This is a genomic window from Vibrio ruber DSM 16370 (assembly GCF_900163965.1).
Classification (GTDB): domain Bacteria; phylum Pseudomonadota; class Gammaproteobacteria; order Enterobacterales; family Vibrionaceae; genus Vibrio; species Vibrio ruber.
This window is the reverse complement of sequence record NZ_FULE01000023.1, coordinates 36180-53203: the sequence shown is the minus strand read 5'-3', so window position 1 is coordinate 53203 and position 17024 is coordinate 36180. Positions and strand designations below refer to the sequence as shown.

The following is a 17024-nucleotide window of genomic DNA, read 5'->3' as shown; positions in this document are numbered from 1 at the left end:
TTAACGGAAAGTTCCGCGATGAATGTTTAAACGAACATTGGTTTCGGGATCTGAGTCATGCTCGTGAACTCATCAGTAGCTGGCGTATGGATTACAATGAAAATCGTCCTCACTCAGCACTGGATTATCTGACTCCATCTGAGTTTGCAGCAACCACAAGAACAGTAACGAACAATGGTGATTTAATAAGCATTACTAATGAAATTTTGGATTAATTCTTGGGGGCAGGTCATGTCCAACCTATGTTTCCTTATCGTTCCTCTTGACTAACAGTTTGAATGTTTAACAATACTTACATTATCTATGTTATTTAGAATTTAAAATCAGTATTTTCTACCAAAAATATTAAGAGATACTTACATGTCAAATTTTCCCCCGATAGCTAGTCTGCGTAGTTTCGAAGCAGTAGCCAGGCTTGGCAGTATTACAACAGCAGCTAAAGAATTACATGTAACTCATTCAGCGATCAGTCAACAGATTAAAGTTTTAGAAGAAATGTTAGGTGTCACTCTGTTCGCTAGAGAAGGACGAGGACTGCAAATCAGTGAGAATGGACGACTATATGCCTTGCAGGTTAGGGAATCCTTAAATGGTATTTCTGAAGCGACCCGATTAATTAAGACACAACCAAAATCAACAGAACTCGTCGTTAACGTTCTTCCTTCATTTGGTATGTATTGGCTAATACCGCGTTTACCGAGTTTTGAGCAGTTGTATCCAAATATATGTATAAGACTTCAAGCTAGCCTTTCCGTTACTAACATGGTTAAAGAACCGGTTGATATAGGCATTCGGATGGGTAATGGCGATTGGGATGGTGTCAATAAATATCCACTTTTGAATGACGAACTAGTCGTAGTCGCTGCTCCACATTTTAATAATGGATCTTTACCATCAACCCCTAACGAAATAATTGAAAGCCAGATCGTCTTTAACACGGAGTCATGGCAACCATGGTGCCAAGCCGTAGGACTTGATGTAGAGATTCATCGTACTGGGCTATGCAGCAATGACTCAAATCTGGTATTACAAGCGGTTCGTTTAGGTCAAGGAATAGCGTTGGAGCGTCGAAGTCTTGTACATGATGCCATTCAGCGAGGAGAACTGGTACAACTTTCTACAGTAACGGCTCCTTATCCTTACCCATATTGGTTAGTCTGGCGTAATCAAGAAGGATTTGAAATGAGACATGAGGCTTTCTTTAACTGGCTGATTGAAGAAGTCAATAAATACCTAAACACGCTATAACTGAATAACCACCAGTATCTTAGCCCGTTTTAGCATTACCAAAAATAAGTCAATTAATGACAAAAGAAAGGTGTCCTAAAACTTGGGTTAGCAAACTTAGGGGTAGAAATGCTTCAGCCCAAACAAGCTGAAACGTAGATGGACAGAAACGAGCCAGAGACTTTGCTAATTTAGCAATGTGCGAATAACTTTAGTTATTGCAAACGTCCAATCAAGTGGTCAAATTCACTCGTCCACTACATATAAAGAATTGATACCTTGAAGCCTTTTTTATTTGTGACGATTGTCCAGTCACAGAATGAGATACAAACCGATTGCGTGACTGGTGGAGACTTGATTCTCCTATATCCGTGACGTACCGGTAGGATAAAATGATCGAATGTCGATTTGAGATAGTTTATTAAAAACGGAGTGGTATATGAACGAATTACAGTCAGCAGCTCAACGGGCGTTAACCTTGATGGATTTAACCACGCTGAATGACGATGATACGGAAGAAAAAGTGGTTTCGTTGTGTCAGAGTGCGCAGACCCCTTTTGGAACAACAGCTGCAATTTGTATTTACCCTCGCTTTATTCCGGTTGCCAGGAAAGCGCTCCGGGAGCAAGGTACACCAGATGTCAGAATTGCGACGGTCACTAATTTCCCGCATGGACGTGACGATATCGAGGTCGCGGTTGCAGAGACACGAGCTGCGATTGCCTATGGTGCAGATGAAGTCGATGTGGTTTTTCCTTACCGTGCTTTAATCAATGGCAATGAGCAGGTTGGCTTTGAATTGGTCAAGCAGTGTAAAGCGGCTTGTGGCGATATCTTACTGAAAGTCATTATTGAAACGGGTGAATTAAAAACAGAAGCATTGATTAAACAAGCTTCAGAAATTGCGATTCGTGCCGGTGCCGATTTTATTAAAACCTCGACCGGCAAAGTTGCAGAAAATGCAACACCGGCTTATGCCAGAATGATGTTGGAAGTGATTCGCGATCTGGATGTCGCTGACAAAGTTGGTTTTAAACCTGCCGGTGGTGTGAGAACCGCACAGGAAGCTGCGCTTTATTTGTCGATGGCTGATGAGCTGATGGGAGAAGCGTGGGCTGACAGTCGTCACTACCGTTTCGGGGCATCCAGTTTGTTGAACCATCTCTTGGCAACATTAGAAGGTACAGAAGTTTCTCAGAGTTCTGATTCATATTAATCAGCGCGATCTGATAGTTAGTTAAGGAGAAAAAAGATGGCTACGCCACATATTAATGCTGAAATGGGTGATTTTGCCGATGTCGTTTTGATGCCGGGAGATCCACTCAGAGCAAAGTATATTGCCGAAACCTTTTTAGATGACGTCGTACAAGTTTGCGATGTGAGAAATATGTTCGGTTATACCGGAACATATAAAGGGCGGAAGATCTCTGTGATGGGGCATGGTATGGGGATTCCATCATGTTCGATTTATGTCACCGAACTGATTAAAGATTTTGGGGTCAAGAAAGTGATTCGCGTCGGCAGCTGCGGTGCGGTTCGTGCAGATGTTCATATCCGTGATGTAGTGATTGGTATGGGGGCCTGTACGGACTCAAAAGTGAACCGCATCCGCTTCAAAAATCATGATTTTTCAGCCATCGCTGATTATCAGATGGTCAAAGCGGCTGAAGAAGCAGCCAAAGCACGCGGTATTGATGTGAAAGTCGGTAACCTGTTTTCTGCGGAGCTATTTTATACGCCGGATCCGGAGATGTTTGATGTCATGGATAAATACGGCATTATCGGTGTAGAGATGGAAGCGGCCGGTATTTATGGTGTTGCTGCCGAATATGGTGCAAAAGCGTTAACGATTTGTACCGTGTCTGACCATATCAAGACCGGCGAACAGACGACTTCTCAGGAGCGTCAGACAACATTCAGCGACATGATTGAGATTGCGCTGGAATCCGTGTTGATTGGTGATACGCAGTAAAGCTTGATTCCGTTGAACGATAGATTCAATCGACAGGGTGGGCAGTGCTCACCCTGCATTTTTTAACAGTAAATTTTCACCCTGACGAGCTCTTCTTTTTTGACGTCGGAGTAATAAGGTCAACAGAATCCCACTGGTAAAGCTTGCCAAGATCATTAAATACATATAGCGATCACTTTTCCGATAATGGTGATCGGAGATGGCCGTCACTTTCCCCGTTTCAAACGTAATACGAATGAAACCAATCACGTTATTGTCGTGTAAAACCGGTTCAACCAATTGTTGTCTGCCAATGCTCGCTGTTTTCAGCGGCGTATCCAGACCTAAGACATCCCGGACACTGAGTGCCGAGTCGCTTGCGGCAATTTGCACCCCTTCAGCATCATAAATCGTCGCATCAAACACTAATCGATCATGTGCCAGTTGGTTGGTCAGTGATTTCAGTTTTTCTTCATCCTGCTCGGCCAGAAAACTACTGGCCGTGAGCGAGGCTTGTGAGATCAGCAGTTTCGTCAGGGTCTCCAGCTGGTTGGCCTGAATTTTTTCATTACCTTTACTAATCATCACACTGTTTTCTGCCGTAAAAACAAACATCATGACGACACTGAGGACTGCAATGATACGTAGAACTACGCGTAGTGAGAACAGAGAACCACTCATCGTACCTTAACCACAAGAAATTTTATCAGAAGTCATATTGATACTTGCGTTTTTAAATTGCAATAGGTTAACGTCGGGTTACTTTCATTACAGGTAAATTTCATGAACTCGCAAAAGACATTGTTAATCACACAAAAGACGGCACTCGCTGAACAGTTGCAGCAACGGATTCAAGATGTTCAGGCGAACTGGATTTTATACAGTGCCTCCCTGTCTCCTGATTTTTTTACTCAGCTTGATGAATTAACCGGCATGTTCAATCCCATTCATCGGATTTGGCGGGTCGGTCACTATGATGTGGCTCTAATGGCCGGGGATTTAACGATATCTCATGAACAGAGTCTGCAACAGTTACAGGTGGATTATGCCAGTATCGAGGCGATTCCTGATTTAAGCCAGCCGGGATTGCTACTGATGGACATGGATTCAACTGCGATTCAGATTGAATGTATTGATGAAATTGCTAAGTTGGCCGGCGTCGGAGCGGAAGTATCAGCAGTCACGGAACGAGCCATGCAGGGCGAGCTGGATTTTGAGCAGAGCCTCCGTCAGCGTGTTGCTCAGTTAACCGGTGCAGATGCGAATATTCTCGCCCAGGTTCGGCAGGTACTGCCTTTGATGCCAGAGTTGCGCGAGTTGATCTCGGCATTAAAAGATTTCGGTTGGCGAACCGCGATTGCGTCCGGTGGTTTTACTTACTTCTCTGATTATTTGCAAGAGATGCTTGCGCTGGATTTCGCGCAGTCGAATGTACTGGAAATTGCTGATGGCCGCCTGACGGGACAAGTGCTGGGTGAGGTTGTTTCTGCCCAGACCAAAGCAGACATTTTACGCCGTCTGACGGCTCAATATAGTCTCAAACCGGCCAATACGGTTGCGGTTGGCGATGGTGCGAATGACTTAGTGATGATGGATGCTGCGGGGTTGGGAATTGCGTTTCATGCAAAGCCGAAAGTTGAAGCTCAGGCGCAATCTGCAATTCGCTGTGCGCAGTTGGGTGGTGTTCTCTGTATTTTATCGGCAAGCTTGATGTTGCACTCTTCAGTCGAGTGATGCGCTTTATGATAAGCAAGATAAGAAGTGCTGGTCATATTTTAACGTCGGATTAGTTGATTTCCAGGCGGAGTAGCACTTCTTCGGTGATATCGAAAAATTCACCATAACCCACAATTGAAGCAATCGATTTTTCGATGGACTTGGCATGATGCATACTAATCAGTGACAGTTCATCCAGATCGGAACGTAATAATGTTGCTATGGGGTGGAATACAGCGATGGCACAATACCTGAGAATATAAATATCGCCCATAACTAACGAGTCCTGAATGAAGGCGATCCGCTCTTGGGTGGTGTTAAAATCGGATAACAAGCGCGTTTCAATCGACTGGACGCGGCTACCGAACTTTCTGACGGAAAAATAGATATCAAAATAGTGAGGCTTTGCGCCATCAACATGTTTCATCGGTTGCGCGATCAGGGTATTGCTATGTCCTTTGAAAATGGGGTCCAGAGACATATAACCTTCCCCATGCCCGAGCTTTGCCAGTAAAACCTGATAGGACGATAATGGGCTCTTGATGCCAATTGCGCTGGTTTTAAGATAAGCTCCCTGACGTTCGACAAAGAGCGGTGAGCAGACAATTTTATCCAACAGAATATGATGCAGTTGCTCGAGCAAGTCCAAGCTGGGGCGAACTTCGTTATTTTCGATTAATTTATCCCGGTTGCTTTCAATTAGCCGGTTGAAAAAACGAATGATTTTGATGGTGTGGCTGTCTTCCTGAATCGATAACTGAATACGTTGACCATTGGGCGTGATTCGGGCGATCTGATAGGGAACCTGATCCAGTGGCAATTTCTTGTTATAGGCTTTGAGTTCAATAAAATCGACGTTGACCAAATCTCCGACTTTCAGGACAACAGGGGCTTCAAGTGTGATGTAAACCCCTCGTTTGGACAGATCAATGGTTTTTCCGCTGATTAATTCGCCTTGATTGGTTTGAATTGTGACCGGAGAGCTGAGTCGGTAGCGAGGCTCTCTGCGTTGAGAGCGGGCATCGAAGAAGATAGAAATAGGGTAACCGTTTACTTTTCTCGGATGACGAAAAACATTCAATTCACTGCTGGGCATTTGTGGTTTATCGACCAGCAGATAATCGGCTGCGGTTTCAGGATTGCTGACCTCTTGTAAAATACCGCAGTGAGTCAGTGAGGAAAGATGTTTAGTCAGCTCGGGAGATTCAGTGACAAGACTTTCCCGTTCCTGGGCGCTAAGCTCAAACATTGAGATACGAAAAGCGCGCCACGACTCCTTTTTTGCACCGATGTGCCAAAATAATTTGCGCAATTCGGGGGTTGCTTCTGACTTCATCATGGAAAAAAACAGACATTTTTCTTGATAGTCATGTTTAAAGGTGTAGAGGGTATTGCTGCTTTCGCTCACGCCTTGTTTTGCCAGTAGCGACATACGTTGCGGGTTAAACAAATTGCCCAGTGACTGCTGGTTTCTTTCGTCATGCCAGTATTGCCAGATGTTATGGTTGCTTTCGGTCAAAAGAACCACTTTGAGTTCATTTCCCTGAAAAAAGACCGGAAGCTGGCAAGCATGTTTGAGAAAAGTATGTTCGTAGGCCCGAGTTCTGGCCCGAGCGATTTTATCTTGGTTGTCATGGCGTGCTTTCTGGGTTTCATTAAACAAGTGTTCCTGAATGACTTGTTCGAGCACCTGTGTCTCGCTGAGTTTGATAAGGCGAAGAAATTTGACAGCATCATTTTCAAGCGATTCATCAATGCCGAGTATGCGGTACTCTACCTGAGACTGGAGGTCTTCAAGATGCGGATGTTTTTGCTCAAGTTCAGTAAAATGGAGATGAATGTTTTCTCCCAATTTGTAGTCAAAAGCGCTAGGTACTTTGATTTTTGCACCAGAAGGGGAGAAGTCGAGCGTGACGGCTGCCACTTGTTGTCCGTTGGGTAAGGTAATATCAACCTGAGAAGCAAGCCTCATTCGGTTTTCTCTGCGTTTCAGGTCGTAGCCTAATTGAATTGTTTCCACTTCAAAAGGGCTATCTGAATCTGTAATTGCAGGCTGGTTGTCGGTATTTCTTTCTTTCATCACCCGAAAGTTATTGCGAGTATTGTAAAGGGCTTCCCATACTCCTTCGGTATAACCGCCAAATTTTTTGATATATTTGTAGTAGTCATTAAAGGCGACATCATCGAGCCAGTGACGCAGACCATCCAGAAGGTATTCTCGACATTCACCCTGAACGCGTCCGCGGAGATCGACAGTCTTGGTGCAAGGCCCCATGACCCGATTTAACTCCATTTTTACAAGTAATTTGACAGAGGGGGACTCATCTTCCGTCATCTGTGACAGAATTTTTTCAAAATCCTCTGACTTATAAGCTGGAATTAGTTTTTCCGCGATAGATCTAATTTCTGTTTTTTGCATAATTATTTATGATGTTCACGCTCTGAAATAATTATCGGCTTTTTTCGTCAATTATTTAATGAGTTATTTGTTATTTTCGGGATCCGTCGAATTAAACTGTATACTGAATCACATTCCATAATCGAGTTGAGGGGATATGGCGAAGACAAAAAGAGCATACGTTTGTAATGATTGTGGTGCGGATTTCCCCCGCTGGCAAGGGCAATGTAATGCATGTGGGGCATGGAATACCATTACGGAAGTCCGATTGGCTGCATCTTCTCAGGTTTCTCGGAATGAGCGATTGAGTGGTTATGCAGGCGGAACAACTGAAGCTAAAGTTCAAACACTGGCTGATATTGACCTGCAAGAAGTTCCTCGTTTTACTAGCGGCTTCAAAGAATTAGACCGTGTTTTGGGCGGTGGTGTCGTTCCCGGTGCTGCCATTCTGATCGGTGGTAATCCCGGAGCCGGGAAGTCAACGCTGTTGTTACAGGTTATGTGTTATCTTGCCAGCGGGATTCCGACGCTGTATGTAACCGGAGAAGAATCGCTTCAACAGGTTGCGATGCGAGCTTCTCGTTTAGGGTTGCCGAAAGATCGACTCCGAATGTTATCCGAAACCAGCGTGGATCGAATCTGTCAGATTGCCGAACAAGAGCAGCCGAAGATCATGGTGATTGATTCAATTCAAGTGATGCATGTTGCGGATGTTCAGTCCTCTCCGGGGAGTGTTTCTCAGGTTCGGGAATCCGCTACGGCATTGACCCGTTATGCAAAACAAAATCATGTTGCACTGTTTATTGTCGGGCACGTGACAAAAGATGGTACGCTAGCCGGGCCAAAAGTGCTTGAACATATTATTGATTGCTCAGTGTTATTGGATGGTGGGACAGACAGCCGTTTTAGAACGCTCAGGAGTCACAAAAACCGCTTTGGCGCCGTGAATGAGCTGGGGGTTTTTGCGATGACCGGGCAAGGGATGAGAGAAGTCAACAATCCCTCTGCTATATTCTTATCCAGAGGCGAAGAAGAAACGTCCGGTAGTTCTGTGATGGTCGTCTGGGAAGGCACACGGCCACTACTGGTCGAGATTCAAGCCTTGGTGGATTACTCACAACTTGCGAACCCGCGCAGAGTGGCTGTCGGCCTGGAACAAAACCGCCTTTCTCTGCTTCTGGCTGTGTTGCATAAACACGGTGGCCTGATGATGGCTGATCAAGATGTGTTTGTGAATGTTGTCGGTGGGGTGAAAGTCACCGAAACCAGTGCTGATCTGGCTTTGGTGATGGCATTATTGTCGAGCTTCCGGGATCGGCCTTTACCCAAAGATGTGGTCATTTTTGGTGAAGTCGGGCTTGCGGGAGAAATTCGCCCTGTACCAAGCGGACAGGAGCGGTTAAATGAAGCGTTCAAGCATGGATTTAAAAAAGCCATTATTCCTCATGCCAATATGCCGAAAGGTGGTATCGAAGGCATGCAAATCCATGCGGTGAAAAAATTGGCCGATGCGATTCAGGCTTTTGATGAGCTTTAGTAATACGGATTGAGAAAATTAGCTTGTTTCTCAAATGAATAACCAGCAAAAATATTGAAAATCCCTTTGAATGAGGCGATGGAAAATATTTTTCACCAAACCGCGAGCGGGGCTATCAGTCTTGACGGATTATGATATACTCTGCGCGCACTTTATACCTTATTAACAGAGTAAGACAATGGCAGATTTATCGAAATACAGAAACATTGGTATTTTCGCGCACGTTGACGCGGGTAAAACCACTACCACTGAGCGTATTCTTAAGCTTACTGGTAAAATCCATAGAACGGGTGAGGTTCACGATGGTGAATCAACTACAGACTTCATGGAGCAGGAAGCAGAGCGCGGTATTACTATCCAATCAGCTGCGGTAACTTGTGAGTGGAAAAACCACCGTCTAAACGTTATCGATACTCCTGGACACGTTGACTTTACAGTAGAAGTATACCGTTCACTGAAAGTTCTTGATGGCGGTATCGGTGTATTCTGTGGTTCTGGTGGTGTTGAACCTCAGTCAGAAACTAACTGGCGTTACGCGAACGAATCAGAAGTTGCACGTATCATCTTCGTTAACAAACTGGATCGTATGGGTGCAGATTTCTTCAACGTTGTTGAACAAGTGAAGAACGTTCTGGCAGCGACTCCATTGGTAATGACTTTGCCTATCGGTCGTGAAGACGAATTCGTGGGCGTTGTTGACGTTCTGACTCGTCAAGCCTACGTATGGGATGACACAGGTCTACCAGAAAACTACGAAATCAAAGATGTTCCGGCAGATATGGTTGATCAGGTAGACGAATACCGTGAGTACCTGATTGAAACTGCTGTTGAGCAAGATGACGATCTGATGATGGCTTACATGGATGGTGAAGAGCCTTCTATCGAAGACATCAAGCGTTGTATCCGTAAAGGTACACGTGACCTGGCATTTTTCCCGACTTACTGTGGTTCTGCATTTAAGAACAAAGGTGTTCAGTTGGTTCTGGACGCAGTTGTTGATTATTTGCCAGACCCAACAGAAGTTGATCCACAAGAACTGACTGATCCACAAACTGGTGAACCAACTGGTGAAGTGGCAAAAGTAGACGCAGCAGAACCGCTGAAAGCATTGGCATTCAAAATCATGGATGACCGCTTCGGTGCACTGACCTTCATCCGTATCTACTCAGGTGTGATGAAGAAAGGTGATACCATCCTGAACTCTGCAACTGGTAAAACTGAGCGTATCGGCCGTATGGTTGAGATGCAGGCAGATGATCGTACTGAGATCACTTCTGCACAAGCCGGTGATATCATCGCAGTTGTTGGGATGAAGAACGTTCAAACTGGTCATACGCTGTGTGATCCAAAGCATGAATGTACACTTGAGCCAATGATTTTCCCTGAACCAGTAATCTCTATCGCGGTTTCACCGAAAGATAAAGGTTCTACTGAGAAAATGGGTATCGCGATCGGTAAGATGGTTGCAGAAGATCCGTCATTCCAGGTTGAGACTGATGAAGATTCAGGTGAAACCATCCTGAAAGGTATGGGCGAACTTCACTTGGACATCAAAGTAGACATCCTGAAACGGACTTACGGTGTTGAGCTGGAAGTCGGTGCACCTCAGGTTGCTTACCGTGAAACTATCACCAAAGAAATCGAAGATAGCTACACGCACAAGAAACAGTCTGGTGGTTCTGGTCAGTTCGGTAAGATCGATTACCGTATCAAACCAGGTGAGCCAAACTCTGGCTTTACTTTCAAATCAACTGTTGTTGGTGGTAACGTTCCTAAAGAATTCTGGCCTGCAATCGAGAAAGGCTTCGAAGGTATGATGCAGCACGGTGTGCTGGCAGGGTTCCCAACGCTAGACGTTGAAGTTGAACTGTTCGACGGTGGCTTCCACGCAGTGGACTCATCTGCAATCGCATTTGAAATCGCAGCGAAAGGTGCATTCCGTCAATCTATGCCTAAAGCAGGTGCGCAGCTTCTTGAGCCAATCATGAAAGTTGACGTATTCTCACCAGAAGATAACGTTGGTGATGTCATCGGTGACCTTAACCGTCGTCGTGGTATGATCAAAGATCAACAAGCTGGTGCAACTGGCGTACGTATCAAAGCTGACGTTCCTCTTTCTGAGATGTTCGGCTATATCGGTACACTACGTACAATGACTTCAGGTCGTGGTCAGTTCTCGATGGAGTTCGAAAAATACGCAGCATGTCCAGCAAACGTTGCTGAGAAAGTAATTGCTGAAGTTAAAGAGCGTAATGCTAAGAAGTAATTCTTTGGCTTAACCCTTTAACGATAAAGCCCCGTTGCGAAAGCGAACGGGGCTTTTTGTTGTCATCTATTAAACGCCTTAAGTGTGGTGGTGACAGTTTGTAGTTGCGGTGAATCAGCGCTGAAACTATGTTCGTTCGATGATAGTTCGCTCGATAATATCGAGTTCGTTTAAACCCGAAAGCGTGAACGTTGCGATTTGTTCTTGTATCCAGACGATAAAGACCTTGACCTTTTTCCTTTGCAGGTAGCTTTCCGGGGCACAAATATAGTAACTATAACGGGAGCGAATAGCCTGATGGCCAATACGGATGAGCTTTCCTTCCTGAATATAGCGATGGGCCAACGTGTGCTTCATCAGGGCGACACCTTGTACAGCTAACGCGCCTTCCAGGACAAACAGTGACCCTTCATACTGAAGTGTCGGACGCCCGGTCGGGGCTCCGATAGAGTTTAGCCATAGTTCCCAGCTCATATCTGGAATCATATCTTCAATTAAGTCAACACGATATAAGTCATTGACCGATTCAATTTGATGCTGTTTCTGATAAAGCGGATGACAAACCGGATAGAGCACTTCATCCATCAGCTTGATGCTGGTCAGATTCTCATAGTTCCCTTGCCCATAACGAATACAGAGATCAACGGAGTCATCCTGAAATGTCACCAATGCATCTTTCGGGTCGATCAGCAGTATGATATCCGGATGTTTCTGTCTGAACTCTTGAAGTTTGGGAACGAGCCAGTGTTGGGCAAAAGCCGGATGGGTAGAAATAGACAGTTGATTCGGTGACGGATCTTGAGTCAAACGTTGTATACCTGCATAGAGTTCAGAAAACCCTTTCTGCGCATACTTATAGAGAATTTGTCCTTCTGTTGTCAGATGAACACGCCTGTGTTGACGAATGAACAATTCACATTTCAACCACTCCTCTAACTGACGAATTTGCTGACTGATTGCAGCAGCGCTGACAAACAGTTGTTCGGATGCAATTTTGAAACTGCCTGCTTGTGCTGCCATGTAAAAATAATAGACAGATTGTAAAGGAGGTAGGCGACTTTTCACTTAAGTTTTCCTTAATTGAGTGTCAGTTTTTATCGTTTGTGCCATGGGCTATTTTCGATAATTATTTAACCACGAAAACACCATATATCAAGGATAAACTATGAACGAGATTGTCAATAAAATTCAACCGCCTTTAATTGATACTTATCGTTTTTGGGTTAAGAATATCTACTCTTTGATAAAACACTGGCAGCAAAACTACAAGACACGCCGACAATTGTCAGAATTGCCGGAACATCTGTTGGAAGATATCGGTTTGAGTCGGGAACAAGCCCAGAAAGAGTGTCAAAAATATTTCTGGGATTGATTAACCGCTATTATTCCGGTGTCGTTGTTAGCTTTTACGCCTGAGTCGCCGAAAATCATTCATGAGAAGTTAACCGTACGGATGATTTTCGGTGATTGCATCTTCCCACACCACAAGTTTATCTTTTGGCCAGTTCAATCCGAGTTGGTGATATTGTTTCTCCAGTAAGTGCCTTTTGATTTTGAGTGTTGGTGTCAGAATTCCATTCTCAATACTCCAGGAATCTTTCACCATTAATACCCCTTTGATTTGCTCGTGAGATTGCAACTCCTGATTGATTGTTGCAATGATACGTCTGGCTGAGCGTTCATATCGGGCCTTGTCGAAATGGGGGATGTTGTGCGGGACAACCAACAATATTGGTCCGGGGAGACCTAAACCGATCAGGCATAACATTTCAACACGACTGGCCTGATAGAGCTTTTTCTCTATTGGTACCGGGGAAACAAATTTTCCTTTTGCTGTTTTGAAGGTATCGTTTTTTCTTCCCACGATAGACAGATAACCGTCCGAATCGAGTTTGCCAATATCACCGGTTTTCAGCCAGCCATCATCAGTGATGACTTCCCGGGTTGCCTGCTCATTCTTGTAGTAACCCGTAAATAACCCCTGACTCTGAACTAAAACTTCACCTTCTTCCGCGATTTTGAGTGTCACGCCGGGCCCGGCAAGGCCGACGGTACCTACTTTGGACTTCTGATAAGGATAGTTGAGCGTAGAGTAGGCAAAGGATTCAGTCATTCCCCAGGCCTCAGTGATCTCCAGCCCCAGATTATCATACCAAAGTAATAAATCAGGAGAGACGGGTGCCGAGCCGCAGCCGAGAACTCTCGCTTTATTCAGGCCTAATGCATGGGCGACCTTCTTGCGGATAATGGTGCGAATCAGTGGGATCTTAAGGAGAAATGCAAGCCGTTTTTGTGGAATAGTATCCAGAATACGTTGCTGAAAAAGTGTCCATAATCGGGGGACAGAAATAAATAGCGTCGGACAATGCATTTTAACATCTTCGATAAATGTATCGAGGGATTCCGGAAAAGCGGTCTGTACGCCTGAGAAAATTGAGGAACCAAAGATATAAACACGTTCTGTGATATGAGCCAGCGGTAAATAGGAGAACAGCCGATCATGATTCCTGATGCCGATACACTGGCTTAACTGGCGCACTGACCAAGCAAAACCACCATAACTTAACATTGCGCCTTTCGGCGTTCCGGATGTACCGGATGTGTATACAATTGACATCAGCGATTGATCCTGATGTTCCGGTTTGTAGGCTGTCGGGGGATGATCATGAATGAGTTGGTTGTAATGATACTGACAGTGTGGCGCACTATCGTACGGGAGGGCGATACTGATTAAATCAGGCTTGTTGTTCAGAACTTCCGTGACAGCAGCCATGTCATCCAGCTTACCAATGAATGCTGCTTTGCACTCACTGTGCGTGAGGCAATAATCGATGGTGTCTTCGTTAGCCGTTGGAAAGATCGGTACGCTGACAAAGCCACCCAGCATAATTGCCAGATCACAAATAAACCACTCTGCACAATTTTTCGAAATAACTGCGATGCGATCTTCCGGTTTCAGGTTGAGCTTATGTAATGCACTCACCAACCGTTGAGCGTGATCGGCCACTTGAGCAAATGTATACGTCTCAAAGCGGCGATGCCTGATCTGTTTCAGATAAACATCATCCGGCCGTGATTCAGCCCAGTGAAGTAAACATTCGTAGGGGGTTGCCAACGAACTGCAATCGGTATGAGTTTGATGTCCTTTGATGAGCATAAGCTGTATCCGTTATTAGGCTGTATTATTTAGTGGCGCTTATGTCCAAGTGCCCTCACGAGGCGATGATTCGGAGCGCATCATCAGACACAGGCCTTTATCTTTACTTGTATTATATTTATAGCTAGCCATAGGCTGGCTGTTTTATTGAATTTCAAAGTTTTGATTGGCTTAGCTTTACTTTAAGATTATTTCGATAATTTTGTGTTTTATATAATTCGTTTTTGTGATGTATTTCTTGATAAGTTGTGTCAGAAAAAGATTCATTCCGCTTCTTGAACTCTGCCGATGTGTGAGCGAAACCAATGGTGACTCAACAGGAGAGATTGCTGGGATCCGGCTCCGGATATTTCCGGATAATATCGTTTAAAAATTCCTGATTTTTTCTCAGCGCATTGACGCAATGTTTATCAAGTTTACCTTCGGCAACCATTTTCTCTAATTCAAGGAGAGCAAACGGGACTGAGCGAGCCTGTTTATAAGGCCGGTGAGTGGTCAGTGCATCGAAAATATTGGCGACGGTGATGATCCGTGCCGGGATCGGGATATCATCTTCTTTGAGACCGAAGGGATAACCGCTGCCGTCCATTAACTCATGGTGATAGGAAACAATCTCTTTCAGGGTCTGAATGCAAGCATGATGCAGGCAATTGGCGCGAGACAAGACTGACTCCATAATCTCAATCCCTTTATCGATATGCCCGATGACCTGTTGCCTCTCCATCACTCCTAGTCCTCCGGGTTTTAACAGCAAATGATGTGGAATCGAGAGCTTACCGATATCATGCAACCGTGAAAACAGTGTGATATGGTCGATTTGTTCGTCGTCCAGATGATATTGCGGTGAGACACCTCGGGCGATAACTTTGGTGAAATGATACATTCTCTCTTGATGATCCCTGCTTTGCGCCAGATGTTTCGGGTTCTGTTTGAGAATGAAACTCGTCATATCCAGAATCTTATGAATGGTTTCATACTCACGCGTAATTGCCTGACGAATCGTGTCGATATGTGTTGACAGTTGCTGGCAGAGTTGATCGTCGAAACTGTATCCTTCGGCAGTATTTATGAAAATAAAGCCAATAAATTCATGGTTATAGTATATCGGTGAGGCAAGTGAGGCGCCAAAATGTTGCTGTTTGAGCCATTGATTGTGCGGGGTATCGGTTTCCAGTGACTGAGACGGTTCGTTGATACAGCGATCGCATTGTTCAACAGCACAGGCTTTCAGCCCGGGAAGCTGACTGAGCGGGTATTCATAGTGAAGTAAAATTTCATGATCCGGAGTGCTGTCTGCGTAAGTTTTTAAATGGTCTGAAAATGATTCGTACAGCGCAAATGAAATTCGGGCGATTTGAGGCAGTTTTTCGCAAATATATTCATGAATTTCAACGAGTTGATCATTCAGACTTTGCTGATGAGATGTCTGTTGAACATCATTGTGATCAAGATGACTCATGTCGATACCCTTGCTACGATTTTCTCACCGATTCCTTACTTTTTAGTTTAGAAGAAGAGTGCATAAAAATAGCAGTCAGTCGTCGAAAAAATTCATTATTTTTCACTCTCTCCGGTGATCACTTCCACAGGCTTAAGGCAACTTTCAGTACGCAGGTCTTGATCAGCCATCAGCTTTGTTTTTTGACGGACTCCCGCCTGACTAATGTGGGGGAGAACCGCAATGGTTGCAATTCTGACGGTAAGCCTTTAGCCAGATTGAGCGCCAGTTGGGCTGCCTGTTCTCCCATCTGTTGAATCGGATAAAGAACCGTAGTTAATTTGGGACTGACATAGCGGGAGATTAACGCATCGTCGAAACCGATAAGGGAGATCTGATCCGGTAACGCCAGACCGTTTTCTTGCAACACAAAAATCGCACCCGCTGCCATATTATCGTTGTAGGCAACGATCGCCGTGATATCAAGAGACTTTAGCAGTAAGTTGGTGGTCGCGATTTCCCCCCCTGAGGTACTGGGTTCTGCTTGCTCAATATAACTGGCAGGTAATGAAATACCGTAATCATGCAGTGCGGATTTGTATCCGGAAATTCGCTGGTCAGTATCTTCAATCGGATGTGAAGAACTGATGCAGGCAATCTTTTGATGACCATTTTTAATCAGGTATTCTGTCGCCAGATACGCCCCCTTAAAATTATCCAGAGAGATACAGCGATCTGCGATTTCAGGAATGTAACGATTGATCAGAACCATCGATTTGACCTCGCGGGCATAGCTGATCAGCTCTTCATCCGGCAGTGCTTTCGCATGAATGACCAGCGCATCACAACGACTGTTAATTAACAGCTCCATGGCTTTGCGTTCCTGTTCTGCATGGTGATAACCATTACCGATCAACACTTGTTTACCATTTTCGTGAGCGACGTTATCAACGGCTTTTACGAGCGAGCCAAAAAATGGGTCAGACACATCATTGACTAACACACCGATAATATTGGTACTTTGACTGACCAGTGCACGGGCCGCTGCATTGGGACGATAACCTAATTTTTGCATTGCGGCTTTGACTGCCGTAATCGATGACTGACTGGCTTTCGGGGACTGGTTGACGACGCGTGAAACGGTTGCGACAGACACCCCGGCTTCACGTGCAACGTCTTTGATCGTGGCCATTGCATTCCTCTATACATCATTCAGATAAAATATGACGCAGCAAAATGATTACATCACAGCCCGTAGAGATGGGGTATATTTTCGGATGATGCCATCTTGGTGATCTTTTCTGTAAAACAGCCGGATTCTATCATGAAGAGGG

14 protein-coding genes are annotated in these 17024 nt (G+C 44.8%); 8 read left to right on the top strand and 6 right to left on the bottom strand.

What is annotated here, in order from left to right; translation table 11 throughout:
• The 4 genes from VR7878_RS08340 to deoD all read left to right on the top strand — a co-directional run.
• Positions 1 to 215 (top strand): integrase core domain-containing protein (locus tag VR7878_RS08340; RefSeq protein ID WP_139344037.1); only part of this gene is annotated, 215 nt, incomplete at its 5' end.
• A 145-nt stretch (positions 216 to 360) separates the two neighbouring features.
• A complete protein-coding gene (locus VR7878_RS08335) occupies positions 361 to 1248 on the top strand; it encodes a LysR substrate-binding domain-containing protein (protein WP_077335168.1) in 888 nt (295 codons plus the stop codon).
• A 418-nt stretch (positions 1249 to 1666) separates the two neighbouring features.
• Entirely contained in the window at positions 1667 to 2443 is a 777-nt protein-coding gene (gene deoC / locus VR7878_RS08330; RefSeq protein WP_077335166.1) for a deoxyribose-phosphate aldolase, read from the top strand.
• A 36-nt stretch (positions 2444 to 2479) separates the two neighbouring features.
• Positions 2480 to 3199, top strand: a complete 720-nt coding sequence (gene deoD, locus VR7878_RS08325) for a purine-nucleoside phosphorylase (RefSeq protein WP_077335164.1) — start codon at positions 2480 to 2482, stop codon at positions 3197 to 3199.
• Positions 3200 to 3247: 48 nt separating this feature from the next.
• Here the strand turns inward: deoD and VR7878_RS08320 are convergent, their stop codons facing one another.
• Complete coding sequence (locus VR7878_RS08320) at positions 3248 to 3859, bottom strand: YtjB family periplasmic protein (protein WP_077335162.1); 612 nt, start codon at positions 3857 to 3859, stop codon at positions 3248 to 3250.
• A 102-nt stretch (positions 3860 to 3961) separates the two neighbouring features.
• Between VR7878_RS08320 and serB the strand changes: the two genes are divergently transcribed.
• Positions 3962 to 4912 carry a phosphoserine phosphatase gene (serB, locus tag VR7878_RS08315; RefSeq protein WP_077335160.1) on the top strand — a complete coding sequence of 317 codons (951 nt, stop codon included), beginning with the start codon at positions 3962 to 3964 and terminating at the stop codon, positions 4910 to 4912.
• 52 nt (positions 4913 to 4964) lie between these two features.
• On the opposite strand, the gene VR7878_RS08310 is transcribed toward serB, so the two are convergent.
• Complete coding sequence (locus VR7878_RS08310; RefSeq protein WP_077335158.1) at positions 4965 to 7313, bottom strand: PilZ domain-containing protein; 2349 nt, start codon at positions 7311 to 7313, stop codon at positions 4965 to 4967.
• 136 nt (positions 7314 to 7449) lie between these two features.
• Between VR7878_RS08310 and radA the strand changes: the two genes are divergently transcribed.
• Positions 7450 to 8829 (top strand): DNA repair protein RadA, encoded by a 1380-nt coding sequence (radA, locus tag VR7878_RS08305; RefSeq protein WP_077335156.1) that lies wholly within the window; start codon positions 7450 to 7452, stop codon positions 8827 to 8829.
• A 178-nt stretch (positions 8830 to 9007) separates the two neighbouring features.
• Entirely contained in the window at positions 9008 to 11095 is a 2088-nt protein-coding gene (fusA, locus tag VR7878_RS08300; RefSeq protein WP_077335154.1) for an elongation factor G, read from the top strand.
• Between the two features lie 126 nt (positions 11096 to 11221).
• Here fusA and VR7878_RS08295 read toward each other — a convergent pair whose 3' ends face one another.
• Positions 11222 to 12160, bottom strand: a complete 939-nt coding sequence (locus VR7878_RS08295) for a LysR substrate-binding domain-containing protein (RefSeq protein WP_077335152.1) — start codon at positions 12158 to 12160, stop codon at positions 11222 to 11224.
• A gap of 100 nt (positions 12161 to 12260) precedes the next feature.
• Here VR7878_RS08295 and VR7878_RS08290 point away from each other — a divergent pair, with 100 nt between their 5' ends.
• Positions 12261 to 12467, top strand: a complete 207-nt coding sequence (locus tag VR7878_RS08290) for a DUF1127 domain-containing protein (RefSeq protein ID WP_077335150.1) — start codon at positions 12261 to 12263, stop codon at positions 12465 to 12467.
• A gap of 69 nt (positions 12468 to 12536) precedes the next feature.
• Here VR7878_RS08290 and VR7878_RS08285 read toward each other — a convergent pair whose 3' ends face one another.
• The 3 genes from VR7878_RS08285 to VR7878_RS08275 all read right to left on the bottom strand — a co-directional run bounded on the left by VR7878_RS08285 (position 12537) and on the right by VR7878_RS08275 (position 16882).
• Positions 12537 to 14252, bottom strand: coding sequence for an AMP-binding protein (locus VR7878_RS08285; protein WP_077335148.1), 1716 nt, complete (start codon positions 14250 to 14252; stop codon positions 12537 to 12539).
• 313 nt (positions 14253 to 14565) lie between these two features.
• Positions 14566 to 15711, bottom strand: coding sequence for an HD-GYP domain-containing protein (locus VR7878_RS08280; protein ID WP_077335146.1), 1146 nt, complete (start codon positions 15709 to 15711; stop codon positions 14566 to 14568).
• Positions 15712 to 15880: 169 nt separating this feature from the next.
• Complete coding sequence (locus tag VR7878_RS08275) at positions 15881 to 16882, bottom strand: substrate-binding domain-containing protein (RefSeq protein ID WP_077335144.1); 1002 nt, start codon at positions 16880 to 16882, stop codon at positions 15881 to 15883.
• Positions 16883 to 17024 lie beyond the last annotated feature (142 nt).